Source organism: Billgrantia montanilacus (assembly GCF_003336675.1).
Classification (GTDB): domain Bacteria; phylum Pseudomonadota; class Gammaproteobacteria; order Pseudomonadales; family Halomonadaceae; genus Halomonas; species Halomonas montanilacus.
In genome coordinates this window covers 15,942-29,393 of record NZ_QPII01000011.1, presented here as the reverse complement: position 1 = coordinate 29,393, position 13,452 = coordinate 15,942, and the positions used below count along the sequence as shown (strand labels likewise).

13 protein-coding genes are annotated in these 13,452 nt (G+C 65.5%); 3 read left to right on the top strand and 10 right to left on the bottom strand.

Going from position 1 to position 13,452, the window contains the following annotated elements:
* Positions 1-14 precede the first annotated feature (14 nt).
* The 10 genes from napA to trmB all read right to left on the bottom strand — a co-directional run bounded on the left by napA (position 15) and on the right by trmB (position 10,254).
* Positions 15-2,519 carry a nitrate reductase catalytic subunit NapA gene (gene napA, locus DU505_RS14505; RefSeq protein ID WP_114479709.1) on the bottom strand — a complete coding sequence of 835 codons (2,505 nt, stop codon included), beginning with the start codon at positions 2,517-2,519 and terminating at the stop codon, positions 15-17.
* Entirely contained in the window at positions 2,516-2,827 is a 312-nt protein-coding gene (locus DU505_RS14500) for a chaperone NapD (RefSeq protein ID WP_114479708.1), read from the bottom strand. Before DU505_RS14500 ends, napA begins: the two co-directional genes overlap by 4 nt.
* Positions 2,817-3,317, bottom strand: a complete 501-nt coding sequence (gene napF / locus DU505_RS14495) for a ferredoxin-type protein NapF (protein ID WP_114479707.1) — start codon at positions 3,315-3,317, stop codon at positions 2,817-2,819. The genes DU505_RS14500 and napF overlap by 11 nt, the downstream gene beginning before the upstream one ends.
* A 7-nt stretch (positions 3,318-3,324) precedes the next feature.
* On the bottom strand, positions 3,325-3,498 hold the full coding sequence (locus DU505_RS14490) for a periplasmic nitrate reductase, NapE protein (RefSeq protein ID WP_114479706.1): 174 nt from the start codon (positions 3,496-3,498) through the stop codon (positions 3,325-3,327).
* 175 nt (positions 3,499-3,673) lie between these two features.
* Positions 3,674-4,117, bottom strand: coding sequence for a type II 3-dehydroquinate dehydratase (aroQ, locus tag DU505_RS14485; protein ID WP_181872835.1), 444 nt, complete (start codon positions 4,115-4,117; stop codon positions 3,674-3,676).
* A gap of 87 nt (positions 4,118-4,204) precedes the next feature.
* On the bottom strand, positions 4,205-7,201 hold the full coding sequence (gene glnE / locus DU505_RS14480; RefSeq protein ID WP_114479797.1) for a bifunctional [glutamate--ammonia ligase]-adenylyl-L-tyrosine phosphorylase/[glutamate--ammonia-ligase] adenylyltransferase: 2,997 nt from the start codon (positions 7,199-7,201) through the stop codon (positions 4,205-4,207).
* 87 nt (positions 7,202-7,288) lie between these two features.
* Positions 7,289-7,660: a diacylglycerol kinase gene (locus tag DU505_RS14475; protein WP_114479704.1), complete on the bottom strand. Its 372-nt coding sequence runs from the start codon at positions 7,658-7,660 to the stop codon at positions 7,289-7,291.
* 57 nt (positions 7,661-7,717) lie between these two features.
* Positions 7,718-9,160: a D-alanyl-D-alanine carboxypeptidase/D-alanyl-D-alanine endopeptidase gene (gene dacB / locus DU505_RS14470; RefSeq protein WP_114479703.1), complete on the bottom strand. Its 1,443-nt coding sequence runs from the start codon at positions 9,158-9,160 to the stop codon at positions 7,718-7,720.
* A gap of 58 nt (positions 9,161-9,218) precedes the next feature.
* Positions 9,219-9,548, bottom strand: coding sequence for a DMT family transporter (locus DU505_RS14465; protein WP_114479702.1), 330 nt, complete (start codon positions 9,546-9,548; stop codon positions 9,219-9,221).
* A 1-nt stretch (position 9,549) separates the two neighbouring features.
* Positions 9,550-10,254, bottom strand: a complete 705-nt coding sequence (gene trmB, locus DU505_RS14460; RefSeq protein WP_114479701.1) for a tRNA (guanine(46)-N(7))-methyltransferase TrmB — start codon at positions 10,252-10,254, stop codon at positions 9,550-9,552.
* A gap of 341 nt (positions 10,255-10,595) precedes the next feature.
* On the opposite strand from trmB, the gene DU505_RS14455 reads away from it, so the two are divergent.
* From DU505_RS14455 to DU505_RS14445, 3 genes are all read left to right on the top strand, one after another.
* A complete protein-coding gene (locus DU505_RS14455) occupies positions 10,596-12,473 on the top strand; it encodes a beta-ketoacyl synthase (RefSeq protein WP_114479700.1) in 1,878 nt (625 codons plus the stop codon).
* Positions 12,474-12,555: 82 nt separating this feature from the next.
* On the top strand, positions 12,556-13,035 hold the full coding sequence (coaD, locus tag DU505_RS14450) for a pantetheine-phosphate adenylyltransferase (RefSeq protein ID WP_114479699.1): 480 nt from the start codon (positions 12,556-12,558) through the stop codon (positions 13,033-13,035).
* A gap of 83 nt (positions 13,036-13,118) precedes the next feature.
* Entirely contained in the window at positions 13,119-13,367 is a 249-nt protein-coding gene (locus tag DU505_RS14445; protein WP_066451434.1) for a YfhL family 4Fe-4S dicluster ferredoxin, read from the top strand.
* Positions 13,368-13,452: the final 85 nt, after the last annotated feature.

The window sequence follows — 13,452 nt, the reverse complement described above, 5'->3', positions numbered from 1 at the left end:
CTTCTCTCTCGGCTTCAGGCCAGGCTGACCAGTTCGAGACGAACGGCGCATTTCTTGAAGTCCGTCTGCTTGGAGATCGGGTCCGTGGCGTCCAGCACCACGTTGTTGATCAACCGGTTGGCATCGAAGAAGGGCACATAGACCAGCCCCCGCGGTGGCCTCACTCGGCCGCGGGTCTCGACCCGCAGGCGCACCTCGCCCCGGCGACTGATCACCTTCATCTCGCTGCCGCGCCGCACGCCTTCCGCACGGGCATCCTCCGGGTGCATATAAAGCAGCGCCGCCGGCACCGCCCGGTGCAGTTCCGGCACGCGGCGGGTCATGGAGCCGGTGTGCCAGTGCTCGAGCACCCGCCCGGTCGAGAGCCAGTAAGGAAATTCATCGTCCGGCGATTCGGGGGGCGGCTCGTCGGGTACGGCAAAGATCAGCGCGCGGTCGTCGGGCTTGGCGTAGAACTGTACGCCCCGGCCCGCTTCCACGTAGGGGTCGTAGCCCTCGCGATAGCGCCACAGGGTTTCCTTGCCATCCACCACCGGCCAGCGCTTGCCGCGGTTCTGGTGGTAGTTGTCGAAGTCGTCCAGGTCCTTGCCCTTGCCGCGACCGAAGCGGGCGTACTCCTCGAACAAGCCCTTCTGGATATAGAAACCGAACGCCTCGGCCTCCTGGTTGGCATAGCCTTCCTCCATGTCGGAAAGCGCGTAGCGATCCACCTGGCCGTTGGCGTAGAGCAGGTCGAACAGGGTGCTGTCGCGGTGCTCCGGTGCCTTGTCGAGCTGATCCGCCGGCCACACCTCGTCGACCCGAATGCGCTTGGAGAACTCCACCAGCTGCCAGAGGTCAGAGCGCGCCTCACCCGGGGCAGTGACCAGCTGATGGAAGAACTGGGTGCGCCGCTCGGAGTTGCCGAAGGCGCCCTCCTTCTCGACCCAGGAGGCGGCCGGCAGGATCAGGTCGGCGGCCTGGGCCGACGCGGTGGGATAGATATCGGAGACGATGACGAAGGCCTCTTCGTTACGCCAGCCCGGCAGGGTCTCCTGCTGGGTGTTGGGTCCGGCCTGCATGTTGTTGTTGACCTGGGTCCAGTAGACCTTGATCTCGCCATCCTTCAACTTGCGGCTCTGCTCCACGGCATGGAAGCCCACCCTTTCGGGAATGGTGCCCTCTGGTAGTTTCCAGACCTCTTCGGCGAAGGCGCGATGCTCGGGGTTGGTGACCACCCGGTCCGCCGGCAGGCGGTGGGCGAAGGTACCGACCTCCCGTGCCGTGCCGCAGGCAGAGGGCTGGCCGGTCAGCGAGAAGGGGCTGTTGCCGGGTGCCGATATCTTGCCGGTGAGCAGGTGCAGGTTATAGATCAGGTTATTCACCCACACGCCGCGGGTGTGCTGGTTGACCCCCATGGTCCAGAAGGTCATCACCTTGATGTCGGGGTCGGCGTAGAGTTCGGCAAGCTGCTCCAGTCGGCCCTCGGATACCCCGGACTCCCGCGCCGCCCGCTCCAGGGTGAAGTCGGAAACGTGCTCGGCGAACTCGTCGAAGCTCATCGACGTCCAGCGGTTGGGATCGTCGGCGTTGGCGGCCGCCTGCTGCAGCGGATGCTCGTCGCGCAGGCCGTAGCCGATGTCGTCCACCGCACGCACGAAGTTGGTGTGGCTATCGACGAAGTCGCGATCGACCCGATCGGTCTGGATGATGTGATTGGCGATGTAGTTGAGGATCACCACGTCGGCATTCGGCGTCATCACCATGGGGATGTCGGCCAGGTCGAAGCTGCGGTGTTCGAAGGTTGAGAGCACCGCCACCTGGGTATCGGGGAAGGAGAGCCGTCGATCGGTGACCCGGGTCCAGAGGATCGGGTGCATCTCCGCCATGTTCGAGCCCCACAGCACGAACGCATTGGCATGTTCGATATCGTCGTAGACGCCCATGGGTTCGTCGGAGCCGAAGGTGCGCATGAAGCCGAATACCGCCGAGGCCATGCAGTGACGCGCATTGGGATCGATGTTGTTCGTTCGCAGCCCGGCCTTGAACAGCTTGCTGGCGGCATAGCCTTCCCAGATCGTCCACTGGCCGGAACCGAACATGGCCACGCTGTCGGGTCCGTGGTCGCGAATGGCGGTCTTGAACTTGTCGGCCATCAGGTCGAAGGCCTCGTCCCAGGAGACCGGTTCGAAGTCGCCGCGCTTGTCATAGACCCCGTTGCGCTTGCGCAGCATCGGCTGCTGCAGCCGATCCTGGCCGTAGAGAATCTTGGACAAGAAGTAGCCCTTGACGCAGTTGAGCCCTCGGTTGACCTCCGAATGAACGTCGCCATGGGTGGCAACGATACGGTCGTTCTGGGTGCCCACCATCACGCTGCAGCCCACCCCGCAGAATCGGCATGGCGCCTTGTTCCAGTTGAGCTGCGTCAGCTCGGCATTGGTGATGAGGTTAGTGGCGCCAATCGGCATGGCCATGCCGGCGGTGGCAGCCGCCACTGCCGCTGCATTGGCCTTGGCGAATTCACGACGAGTCAGCTTCATGTCGGCATCCCTTCTGCTGAGGCTTGTTGTTGGACGGTGTCGGCGCATTCATCGGCGGTAGCAGGGTCGAGCATCTGGTGATACACCAGCGCCGCCCCCAGTACGCCGGGCCTCATCTGGACGGAATCGATCAGCTCGAGAATCCGTGCCTCGCGCTCGCTTTCCACCACCACCACGAGCTTGCCGGACGGATCGTCGGCGCTGACCTCGCTGTCGGGTTGGTCATCCAGCCATTGCGCCACTTCCCGGCGGTGCTCGGGCCGGGCATGGACCAGCAGGCTGGCGATATGCAGGGCTTCATTCGGCATGGGCCATCTCCTCGATTGTCATTGTGATGGCATGATTGGGGCACTGGGCCTGGCAGGCACCGCAGCCGGTACAGGCCTCGGTGTCCAGTCGCGGTCTTGGCGCGCGGCCGATTTCAGGCGCAAAGGTGATGGCTCGCCACTCGCAGGCGTCCTGGCAGCTCTGGCAGTGAACGTTTCCCAGCGCAAGGCAGTTGGCCTCGATCCGGGCCCGCCAGGGGAAGGCGACGCGCCGAGTGTCGAAGACTGGTTCGCCGCAGGCCTCTACGCAGGCGCCGCACAGGGAGCAGCCCTCTTCGTCGAAGCGGATTTCGGGGTAGCCGCCACCGCCATGGAACAGCACCTGCTCGGGGCAGGCTTCGATACAGGCCGCACAGCGCACGCAGCGCTCAGTGAAGTCATCGTCGGTCCAGGGAGGCCGCCGGATGGGGCCATGTCCGCCAAGGGAGCGAAAGAACTGACGACGCCTGTTATTGTTGTTCGTCTTTGCCATACGGCCCTCAGCCCGGGGGGCCGGGCGGGCCGGTGAAGGTCTGGAAAATCCAGACGGAAAAGCCGAAGCTGCCCACCACGGCGATCGCCAGTATGGGAAACAGCAGGACGGCGATGAACAGGAACAGCTTGAGTTCCTTTCGTTTTCGGACCGCCGGCGCCATGGTGTCCGGGTCTTCCATACCACTCTCCCTCATTACTAAGCAGCAAGTTCTTGGTCACCCTGACTTCAAAGGTAGCTAATATTCCGACCCTGTCACGCCTTGTCATAAGCAATTCATGAAACGAGCCCGCCGGATGGCGGGCCCGCAGGGCAACGGCAAAGATATCTCTCTCAGGGCTGTCTTCTACCCCCGCTCAGGGCTGTCTGGCGCCCCTGATCAACGCATCCAGCGCGGCCTGGTAGCCCTGGCTGCCGAGCCCGGCGATGACGCCGTCGGCACGCAGCGAGACATAGGAGTGATGACGGAAACTCTCGCGTTTGTGCACGTTGGAGAGATGCACTTCGATGACCATGCCGTCGAAGGCGTTGAGCGCATCGAGGATCGCCACCGAGGTGTGGGTATAGGCGGCGGGGTTGATGATGATCGCCGCGGTGCCGTCGACGCGGGCGGCATGGATCGCATCGATCAGCTCGCCCTCGTGGTTGCTCTGGCGACAGGTGACGTCCCAGCCGTTCATCGCCGCCTTCTCATAGAGGGCGTTGTTGATGTCGTTGAGGGTCTCGCTGCCGTAGATCTCCGGCTGGCGGGTACCCAGCAGGTTGAGATTAGGGCCGTGCAGTACCAGTACCTTGTTCATCTCGATTTCTCGTTCGTGTTAGCGCTTTCGTGATAGCACTGTCGTGATGGCGGAAGGAACCGCGCCCCGACAAGGCCGGTTCTGATTTCATGTCGACGGTTCGAGCAATCGCTGCCAGGCATCGATCACGACCTGCCGGTGCGCCTGGAAGTCACTGTCATCACCACGAGACGCTTCGCGAGTCAGCGAGGTACGGTGAACGGCGCTACGGTAGGCCAGGTAGGCTTCACGCAGGCGCCGACAGTCGTCAGCCGGCAGGCGCTCGCTGCTCTCCAGGGTCTCGAGGATGCGCATGTTGTCGCTCCACTGGAGCAACTCGGGCGTGTCGTGCCCCATGGAGAGCACCGCGAACTGGCAGATGAACTCGATATCGATCATGCCGCCGGCGTCCTGCTTCAGGTCGAAGGCACTGGATTCGCCCTTGCTGCCCAGGTGGTCGCGCATCTTGCGGCGCATCGCCACCACCTCCTGGCGCAGCGCCTCGACGTCGCGGCTGCGGCCGAGGATCTCCTGGCGTACCGCATGGAAACCCTCTGCCAACTGTGGGTTGCCGGCTACCACCCGGGCACGAACCAGCGCCTGGTGCTCCCAAGTCCAGGCCTGGTTGCGCTGATAGTCGGCAAAGGCGTTCAGCGATGTCACCAGCAGGCCGGAATTGCCCGAGGGCCTCAGGCGCATGTCCACTTCATAGAGCGTGCCGGCCGGGGTCACCGCCGTCAGCAGGTGGATGATGCGCTGCCCCAGGCGGGTGAAGAAGACCGGCGCATCGACGGGGCGTGCACCGTCGGTGCTGGCGTTGGCATCGGCATCATGAACGAACACCAGGTCCAGGTCCGAACCGTAGCCCAGCTCGATGCCGCCCAGCTTGCCGTAGCCGATGATCAGGAACTCCGGCTCGGCACCGGCCCGGGAGCCATCCCCGCGCACCGGGTAGCCGTGCTTGCGCACCAGGTGCCGCCAGGCCATGCCCAGCACCGCCTCGAGCAGCACCTCGGCGATATAGGTGAGGTAGTCGCTGACCTTCATCAGGTGGCGGGTGCCGGCGATATCCGAAGCGGCGACCCGCAGCACGTGGGCGTGCTTGAAGACCCGCAGCGCCTCGAGCTGGGCCTCCTCGTCGTCTTCGGGAATACGGCCCAGTGCCTGGCGCAGCTCATCGGCCAGGCGAGCCTTGTCGGCGGGGGTATAGAGGGTTTCGGGGGTCAGCAGCTCATCGAGCAGTAGCGGGAAGCGGGCCAGCTGCTCGGCGATCCACGGGCTGGCACCACACAGGTGCATCAGGTGGCTCAGAGCCTCGGGATTCTCGCGCAGCAGCGCCAGGTAGGCGGTCCGCCGCAGCACCGACTCGACCAGCGGCAGGACACGCTCCAGCGCGGTATCCGGGTTCTCGCTCTCGGCGACGGCGTTGAGCAGCATCGGCATCAGGGCATCCAGGCGCTGGTAGCCAATGCGCTGCATCGCCTGCACCTGGCGCGACTCGCGCAGCGACACGAGCCGGCGCAAGGCCGTGTCGGGCGCGGAGAAATCCGTCTGGGTCAGCAGTTCCAGGCTCTCCTCCTGGTTGAACTCGCCCTGCCACAGCGAACGCCATGCCTCGAGCGAGCCGGCGCTGTCATCCTCCGCCTCGTCGCTCTCTCCGTTCTCACTCCCCCCGTTTTCCCCCTCCGGATCGGCGATCACCGCATCGAAGTGCTGACGCACCCGCTCCCGCACCTCGTCGAGGCGAGCGATCACCCCGGGCCAGTCTTCCATGTCCAGCGCCAGCGCCACCCGCTCGCGATCCTGGTCGTCGCCGGGCAAGCTCTGGGTCTGACGATCCTCCAGCGCCTGCAGGGCATGTTCCAGATCGCGCAGGAAGACATAGTCCGGCAGCAGTTCGTCGACCACCTCCTGGGGCAGCAGTCCCACGTCGGGGAGCCGCTCCAGCGCGGTCTTGAGCGAGGTCACCTGGAGCTCCGTGTCGCGCCCCCCGCGAATCAGCTGGAAGGCCTGGACCACGAACTCCACCTCGCGGATGCCGCCGGGGCCGAGCTTGATATTGGCCTGCATGCCCTTGCGCTTCACCTCGCGGTTGATGAGCCCCTTCATCTCGCGCAGCGACTCGATGGCGCCGAAGTCGAGGTACTTGCGATAGACGAAGGGCCGCAGGTTGGCCAGCAGCTCGCCGCCCGCCTCCAGGTCGCCGGCGACAGGGCGCGCCTTGAGCAGGGCGTAGCGCTCCCATTCGCGCCCCTGATCCTGGTAGTAGGAGGCCAGCGAGGCGAAGTTGCCCACCAGGGGCCCACCGTCGCCCAGGGGACGCAGGCGCATGTCGACGCGAAAAGCGAAGCCATCGGCGGTCACCGCGTCCAGGGCGGTGATCAGCCGCTGACCCAGCTTGGTGAAATATTCCTGGTGCTCGAGCGCCTTGCGCCCGCCCTGGGTCTCGCCTGTCTCGGCATAGGCGAAGATCAGGTCGATATCCGAGGAGAGATTCAGCTCGCCGGCGCCGAGTTTGCCCATGCCCAGCACCACCAGGCGCTGCTCCCTGCCATCGTCACGAGGGGCGGGGCGCCCCCAGCGGGGCTCGAGATGCGCTTCAAGCCAGCCCAGGGCGCCATCCAGGCACACCTCCGCGAGGCGGGAAACCGCCGCGCTGGTATACCACATGTCCACGCCGGAAGGCCGTGTCAGGTCACGCCACACGATGCCCAGCATGCGAGCACGCCGAAACCGACGGATGGCCGCATGCAGGCCGGCCTCGTCCTCGGCCGCTTCCAGCCGCTCGTCCAGCGTATCGCGCAGCGTCGCCTCGTCGGGGGCCGCCTCCAGCTCGCCGCCGGCATCCAGATGCAACAGCCAGTCGGGATGGCGCACCAGGGTATCGAGCACGAAGTCGGAGATGACCAGCACACGGGCCAGCTGGCGGCGGCGCTGTTCATCGAGCGCCTCCCAGCTCTCCGAGGGTCGCTCCTGCCCCGTCATCTCGGCGACATTATCGGCCTGGGCCAGGCTGTCGCTCAGGCGCTGCCAGGCCTTGCCCAGGGCGGACCTGAGCGGCACGGGAACGTCGTCATCGGGGAGGAAGTCATCGGGAAGGGCCATATGCAGCTCGCCTTGTCGCAGCTCGAATACCTCCAGCATAACGAAGGCGAGGCCTTACCGGCACCCCGCAGGTGCCCATCGCGTCACTCAGCTCAGGAATTTCTGCCAGCTCAGCAGCCCCCAGGCCAGGCCCGCCAGCAGCAGCGACAGCATCACCGCCGCCGAGCCGATGTCCTTGGCCCGTCCTGAAAGCTCATGATGCTCGGTGCCGATGCGGTCCACCACGCTCTCGATGGCGCTGTTCAGCAGCTCGACGATCAGTACCAGCAGGCAGCTGCCCAACAGCAGTATCCACTCCACCGGCCCCTCGCCGATCCACCAGGCCAGTGGCAGCAAAATCACGCAAAGGGCCAGTTCCTGGCGAAACGCCGCTTCATGGCGGAAAGCGAGCTTCAGCCCCTTGAGCGAGTAACCGGTGGAGTTGATCAGGTGGCGCCAGCCGGTGTGTTCACGCTTCATGATGCGGTGCTTCCTGTCTCGCGCCCTAGCGGGCTGGGTGAAGGGCCTACGGCCAGGTCAGTGGGCCTCGATCATGCGTTCCAGATCATCGGCCAGGGGGTCGAGCACCTGGGCCCAGTTGAGCCATGGCGTCGTGGCGGTACCATTGACCAGTACGGTGAAGGCGCCCCAGCGGCCGGAGAGAGTACGGAAGTAACCGTTCACGGAGCGCACGGCGATCGGCTGATTGAGGGTCCCGGTCTTGAGCATGACGTGGTTCTGGAAGGTGGACGACCCCCGCCGAATGAAGCGCGATACGCCGTTGGCCGGCGACTGGAAGCTGGCAACGAAGCTTGGAAACAGCGCCGTCCGATGGAACATGCTCTCCAGCAGGATGTTGGAGCCATGGGCCGAGGTGCGATTCTCGGTCGTCAGCCCGCTGCCGCTCTGCATGATCAACGGTCCATGGTCGGGCATCCCCGTGGTGTAGTGCTCGATGGCGTCGCCGGCCTGCAGCAGGCTGCTGCGCGGCGTATCGACCAGGTTGAGCGCCAGCACATCGGCCATGAAGTTGTTGGAGTAGTTCATGGTCCGCAGCAACAGTTCCTGCAGCGGCTTGCCATCCACTGCCGCCAGGGTGCGGGCCGCGGCGGGGGGCTCCCCGACGCTGGTGGCATAGCCCTGGCGCACCGCGATCCCGGCCTGCTCGAGCATGGCCGTCATGGTCCGCGCCGTCTGCTGCGCAGGGTCGCTGCTGGCACGGTAGACCTCGCGGGGGGAGGCGTTCAGCGATATCTGGCCACGCAGGACCATGACATCGCCCTCCTCACCGGTGACCCGTTCGGCACTGAACTCGGTGCCGCTGTTGGGGGGATGGGTTTCGACATGGTTATCGATGCCGACGATGGTGGTCTGGCTGTCACAGCTGGTGATCTGAGCCGGCTGGCCGGCTGCAGCGCCAGGCGCCACGCTGACACACCAGCTGCCGTAGTTGACCCCCGCCGACGAGAGCAGCGCGCTGTAGGCATTGGCCGTGCGCGTATGGGCCTGACAGCGATCGGTGGTGATGCACTCCACGGGCCCGAATCGCCACTGGCTGACCACCAGGCGTCCCTCCACCTCTCGCACGCCGCGCTGGTGGAGGCGCTGCGCCAGACGCCACAGGTCTTCGGTGGTCAGCGCCGGATCGCCGCCCCCGTCGAGTATCAGGTCACCGGCCACGACGCCGGTGCCATTGAGCTCGGCATCGCTCACCAGCCGCGTGGTGAAGCGGTGCTGGGGCCCCCACCGATCCAGTGCCGCCGCGGCCAGATAGGCCTTGGTCACCGAGGCGGGCGACAGCTGACGCTGGGGCTCGATGGCACCGAGGACTTCGCCGGTGTCGAGCAGCCTGGCCTCGGCACTGACCAGAAACCCTCTTTCGACCATGCGCTCCAGTTCCGTGAAGCCGGCTCCCGACGCCACCAACGGCAACAGCAACCCTAACGTCAATCCCAACAGCCGGACAAGCCAACGCGACATGAACAGAAACCTCGTAGTGAAAAAATGTCGAACCCCTGTGGCCGGCCCGAAGCATGCCTCAGTGCACGGATATCCGGGAGAACAGCTGGATCACCACGACCCCAGCGATGATCAGCGCGATCCCCAGCACAGCCGGCAGGTCGGGCCGCTGACCGAACACCAGCGCACCGACCAGGGCCACCAGCACGATCCCCATGCCGGCCCATATCGCGTAGGCGACGCCAACAGGGATGGAGCGCAGCACCAGCGACAGCATGTAGAAGGCCAGCACGTAGCCGACTACCACTATCAGGCTGGGCCACAGCCGGGTAAAGCCCTCGGTGGCCTTGAGCGCACTGGTGGCAACCACTTCGGCCACGATGGCCAGTGCCAGGTAGACGAACGCCATCTCAACCCTCCTCGTTCGATGCGACGGGCACCAGGCCGGGCGCATGGGACAGTGTGACAGCGAGTCGCCATAAAGACTGACCGCTGGCATGGTACTTCTGTTCAAAGGGAGTCAGACAGTCCGTACCGGGGTCGTGAGCTTCCACGACGGCCTTCTCCCCGGTGGCCTGCTCCAGCGCCAGTGCAAATTCCTCGACGTAGAGCCGCCAGTTGGAGCGCAGCTCCAGGCGTCCGCCCAGCGCCACGATCACCGGGAAGATGGCGTGACCGTGCCAACGGGTCTTGAGGTGGGCCGACTTGGGGTAAGGGTTGGGGTAGAGCAGGTAGTGACGCGCCGGCTGCCAGCCGGCTGCCAGCGCCAGGCGCCAGAAATCCACCAGGTCGGCACGCACCAGCAGGGCATTGCCAGGAAGCTCGCCATGATCGCGGGAGAGGCGGTCGGCGCTGCGATCCACGCCGATGACCCGATGATCGGGGAAGCGGCTCGCCAGGCGCCGAGTGGAAAGCCCCACGCCGCAGCCGGCATCCAGGATCAGTGGTGCCCCGGCAGCGCCCTGCAGCCAAGCGTCGGCCTGCTCGAAGGCCACGCGGGTATGGTCGGCGATGGGCTTGCGCAGCGGATGGCGCAGGGCACGCTCGACGCGGCGGGCCAGGTCCTGATGGGGCCCCGGCTGGTTGGTCACGATGTTACGGGAAGTGGCATGCATGCGGCATCGGCTTTGACGATTGCGAAACCAAGCATTCTACCAGCCATGGCGCCGCACGCGAGGTGGGATGCGGCTCGGCGGCGAATGAAAAAAAATGGCGCGCTCCGAAGAAACGCGCCCACATACCCACTCGTATGACTCAAACAGCAGGCCAATGGTAGCGCGCCAGTCACCATATATCAAACGTTCGTTTCATTTATTCCCTTTAAATGGCCCCCGGGCGCCCCATGACGGGGTCCCGAACCGGGTGCTATGATCGCCAGTCTCATAATCATTACAGCCACTCGCACCAACAGCAGAACGAGGAAAGCGGCTTGTCACACTTACCGGTGATCGTCGGCATGGGCGGCGTCAACGCCGCCGGTCGTACGTCTGGCCATCAAGCGTTTCGTCGTACCGTGATCGATGCCTTGACCGACGACGACCAGCAGAATCTCCTGCTGGGCCTGGCCGCCTTGATGGGGCTGGGTAGCCATCGGGATGGCAGCTGGTATGACACCAGAGGACAGGCCGTGAGCGCATCCCAGCTGTCTGCCCAGTGCCGCGAGCGGATCCTCGACCACACGCTCATCCGGCGCATCGAGGATCCCCGCTTCAACGATGACGGCCTGCCGGCCAACCGGCGCGCCAGCCTGGAGCTGGGCACCGAGCTGGTTTTCCGTATTCGTCGTCGCCAGTTGCCGGAGCGGCTGCCTGGCACCTGGCAGATTCGCGAGATCGATCGTCATACTCTGGAGGTCACGGTTCCCCCCGGCGATATGGACGTGATGCTGCCGGAAACCCGGCCGGCCCTGGTACGCGCCGCCGGGCAGCTGCCCAGCGGCTTCGAACCCAGCCGCTACTATCGCAGCGTGCACCACCCCCGCGGCCTGTCGATGTCGATCTTCGCCGCCAGCGATTGCCTGGGCAGCAGCGGGCTGACCTGGGAGACACTGCGCGATCGTCTCGACCCGGACGACGTTGCCGTCTATGCCGGCAATTCAATCGGCCAGCTCGACGATGAGGGCTGGGGCGGGCTGCTCAAGAGCTTCGTCTCGGGCAACCGCGCCACCTCCAAGCAGATGCCGCTGGGCTATGGCCAGATGCCCGCCGACTTCCTCAACGCCTACGTACTGGGCAGTGTCGGTGGAACCGGCGCCGTGCTCGGCGCCTGCGCCAGCTTCCTCTACAACCTGCGCCTGGGTGTCGAAGATATCCGCAGCGGCCAACGCCGTGCGGTGATGGTCGGCACCTCCGATGCGCCGGTGACGCCGGAGATCATCGAAGGCTTTCGCGCCATGGGCGCCCTGGCCGACGACGACAGCCTCAAGGCGCTGGACGCCCTGGAGCTGCTGACCGATCCCGACTATCAGCGCGCCTGCCGCCCCTTCGCCCGCAACTGCGGCTTCACCATTGCCGAGGCCAGCCAGTTCATCCTGTTGCTGGACGACGCCCTGGCACTGGAAGTTGGCGCCGAGATACTCGGCAGCGTGCCGGGGGTCTTCGTCAACGCGGACGGCTGGAAGCGCTCGATCTCTGCCCCAGGCATCGGCAACTACATCACACTGGGCAAGGCCACCTCGCTGGTACGCGACATGCTCGGCGAGAAGGCCCTTCGAGAGCGCACCTTCCTGCATGCCCATGGCACCAGCACGCCCAAGAACCGCGTCACCGAGTCGCATGTCTTCCACCTCGTCGCCCAGGCCCACGGCATCGAGAGCTGGCCCGTGGTGGCGGTGAAGGCCTTCGTCGGCCACTCCCAGGGCAGCGCCGCCGGCGACCAGTTGACCAGCGCCCTGGGCAGCTTCGCCCATGGCCTGCTGCCGGGCATCCCCACCCTGAACGCGGTGGCCGACGATGTGCATGCGGATCGGCTGCGCTTCTCCCAGGACGCCCAGGCCTTCGACGCCGACGCCGCCTTCATCAATGCCAAGGGCTTCGGCGGCAACAACGCCACCGGTGTGGTGCTGTCGCCGGCCGTGACCGAGCGGCTGCTGACTCAGCGCCATGGTGAAGCCGCGCTGGCGGCCTGGCGTGAGCGCCGCGAAGCGATACGCGAGGCGAGCAGGGTCTATCTCGACAGGGCCGACCACGGCCACTACCAGGCCCGCTATCGCTTCGGCGAGGGCGTGCTGGAGGGGCCGGAACTCGACGTCAACGCCGACAGCATCCGGATTCCCGGCTACGCGCGCCCTGTCTCGCTGGCGGTGGACAATCCCTTCGGCCGGCTGGAGGAGTGACCCGACGGCCGAGTCGCCATTGTCGGCCTGGCCGCAGCCGGTTACCCTGATCCCCTTGAGAGTGGCAACTGAGCGAAGCGCCATGAAAATCGCGGTCTATCCCGGCACCTTCGATCCCATCACCCACGGCCACTACGATCTGATCGAGCGCGCCTCGCGCCTCTTCGACAAGGTCGTGGTGGCGATCTCCGCCAGCCCCGGCAAGGGGCCGGCCCTCGACCTGGGCACGCGCATCGCCCTGGCTCAAGAGGTGGTGGGAAAGCTCGACAATGTCGAGGTCATCGGCTTTTCGGGCCTGCTGACCGACATGATGGTCGAACAGAAGGCACGCATCATCCTGCGCGGCCTGCGTGCGGTATCGGACTTCGAGTACGAGCTGCAGCTGGCCAACATGTACCGTGCCCAGGCACCCGAGCTGGAAAGCGTCTTCCTGACCCCCGCGGTGGAGAATTCCTACATCTCTTCCACCATTGTGCGGGAAATCGCCAAGCTCGGTGGCGATATCACCCGGCTGGTGCACCCCAGGGTCGCCGAAGCGCTGCGCAGCCATTACAATACCTGACTACAACACTCGGCTTTATCCCCGAGTCGCATCACCCGGGCGGGGCCAGCACATCTGGCCGCGCCTTATCGCGAGGTAGCCCCATGGCCCTGATGATCACCGACGAGTGCATCAACTGCGACGTCTGCGAACCCGAATGCCCCAACGGCGCCATCTCGGCGGGGGAAGAGATCTACATCATCGACCCCAACCTGTGCACCGAATGCGTCGGTCACTACGACGAGCCCCAGTGCCAGCAGGTCTGTCCGGTGGACTGCATCCCGCTGGACCCAGAGCGCGAAGAGAGCCGCGAGCAGTTGATGGAGAAGTACCACGTCATCACCGCGGCCTGAACGCGCTACGACGCCAGGACTTCCAGAACCGAGCCCAGCGCCCCGCTTATGAGCGGGGCGCTGGCATTCCCCCCTTATCGTCTCG

Excerpts from the sequence above, each read along its gene's own strand:
- trmB (WP_114479701.1), bottom strand. The coding sequence starts at position 10,254 with ATGCATGCCACTTCCCGTAACATCGTGACCAACCAGCCGGGGCCCCAT.
- DU505_RS14490 (WP_114479706.1), bottom strand. The coding sequence starts at position 3,498 with ATGGAAGACCCGGACACCATGGCGCCGGCGGTCCGAAAACGAAAGGAA.
- DU505_RS14475 (WP_114479704.1), bottom strand. The coding sequence starts at position 7,660 with ATGAAGCGTGAACACACCGGCTGGCGCCACCTGATCAACTCCACCGGT.
- coaD (WP_114479699.1), top strand. The coding sequence starts at position 12,556 with ATGAAAATCGCGGTCTATCCCGGCACCTTCGATCCCATCACCCACGGC.
- DU505_RS14455 (WP_114479700.1), top strand. The coding sequence starts at position 10,596 with ATGGGCGGCGTCAACGCCGCCGGTCGTACGTCTGGCCATCAAGCGTTT.
- DU505_RS14465 (WP_114479702.1), bottom strand. The coding sequence starts at position 9,548 with ATGGCGTTCGTCTACCTGGCACTGGCCATCGTGGCCGAAGTGGTTGCC.
- aroQ (WP_181872835.1), bottom strand. The coding sequence starts at position 4,117 with ATGAACAAGGTACTGGTACTGCACGGCCCTAATCTCAACCTGCTGGGT.
- glnE (WP_114479797.1), bottom strand. The coding sequence starts at position 7,201 with ATGGCCCTTCCCGATGACTTCCTCCCCGATGACGACGTTCCCGTGCCG.
- DU505_RS14500 (WP_114479708.1), bottom strand. The coding sequence starts at position 2,827 with ATGCCGAATGAAGCCCTGCATATCGCCAGCCTGCTGGTCCATGCCCGG.
- napF (WP_114479707.1), bottom strand. The coding sequence starts at position 3,317 with ATGGCAAAGACGAACAACAATAACAGGCGTCGTCAGTTCTTTCGCTCC.
- dacB (WP_114479703.1), bottom strand. The coding sequence starts at position 9,160 with ATGTCGCGTTGGCTTGTCCGGCTGTTGGGATTGACGTTAGGGTTGCTG.
- napA (WP_114479709.1), bottom strand. The coding sequence starts at position 2,519 with ATGAAGCTGACTCGTCGTGAATTCGCCAAGGCCAATGCAGCGGCAGTG.
- DU505_RS14445 (WP_066451434.1), top strand. The coding sequence starts at position 13,119 with ATGGCCCTGATGATCACCGACGAGTGCATCAACTGCGACGTCTGCGAA.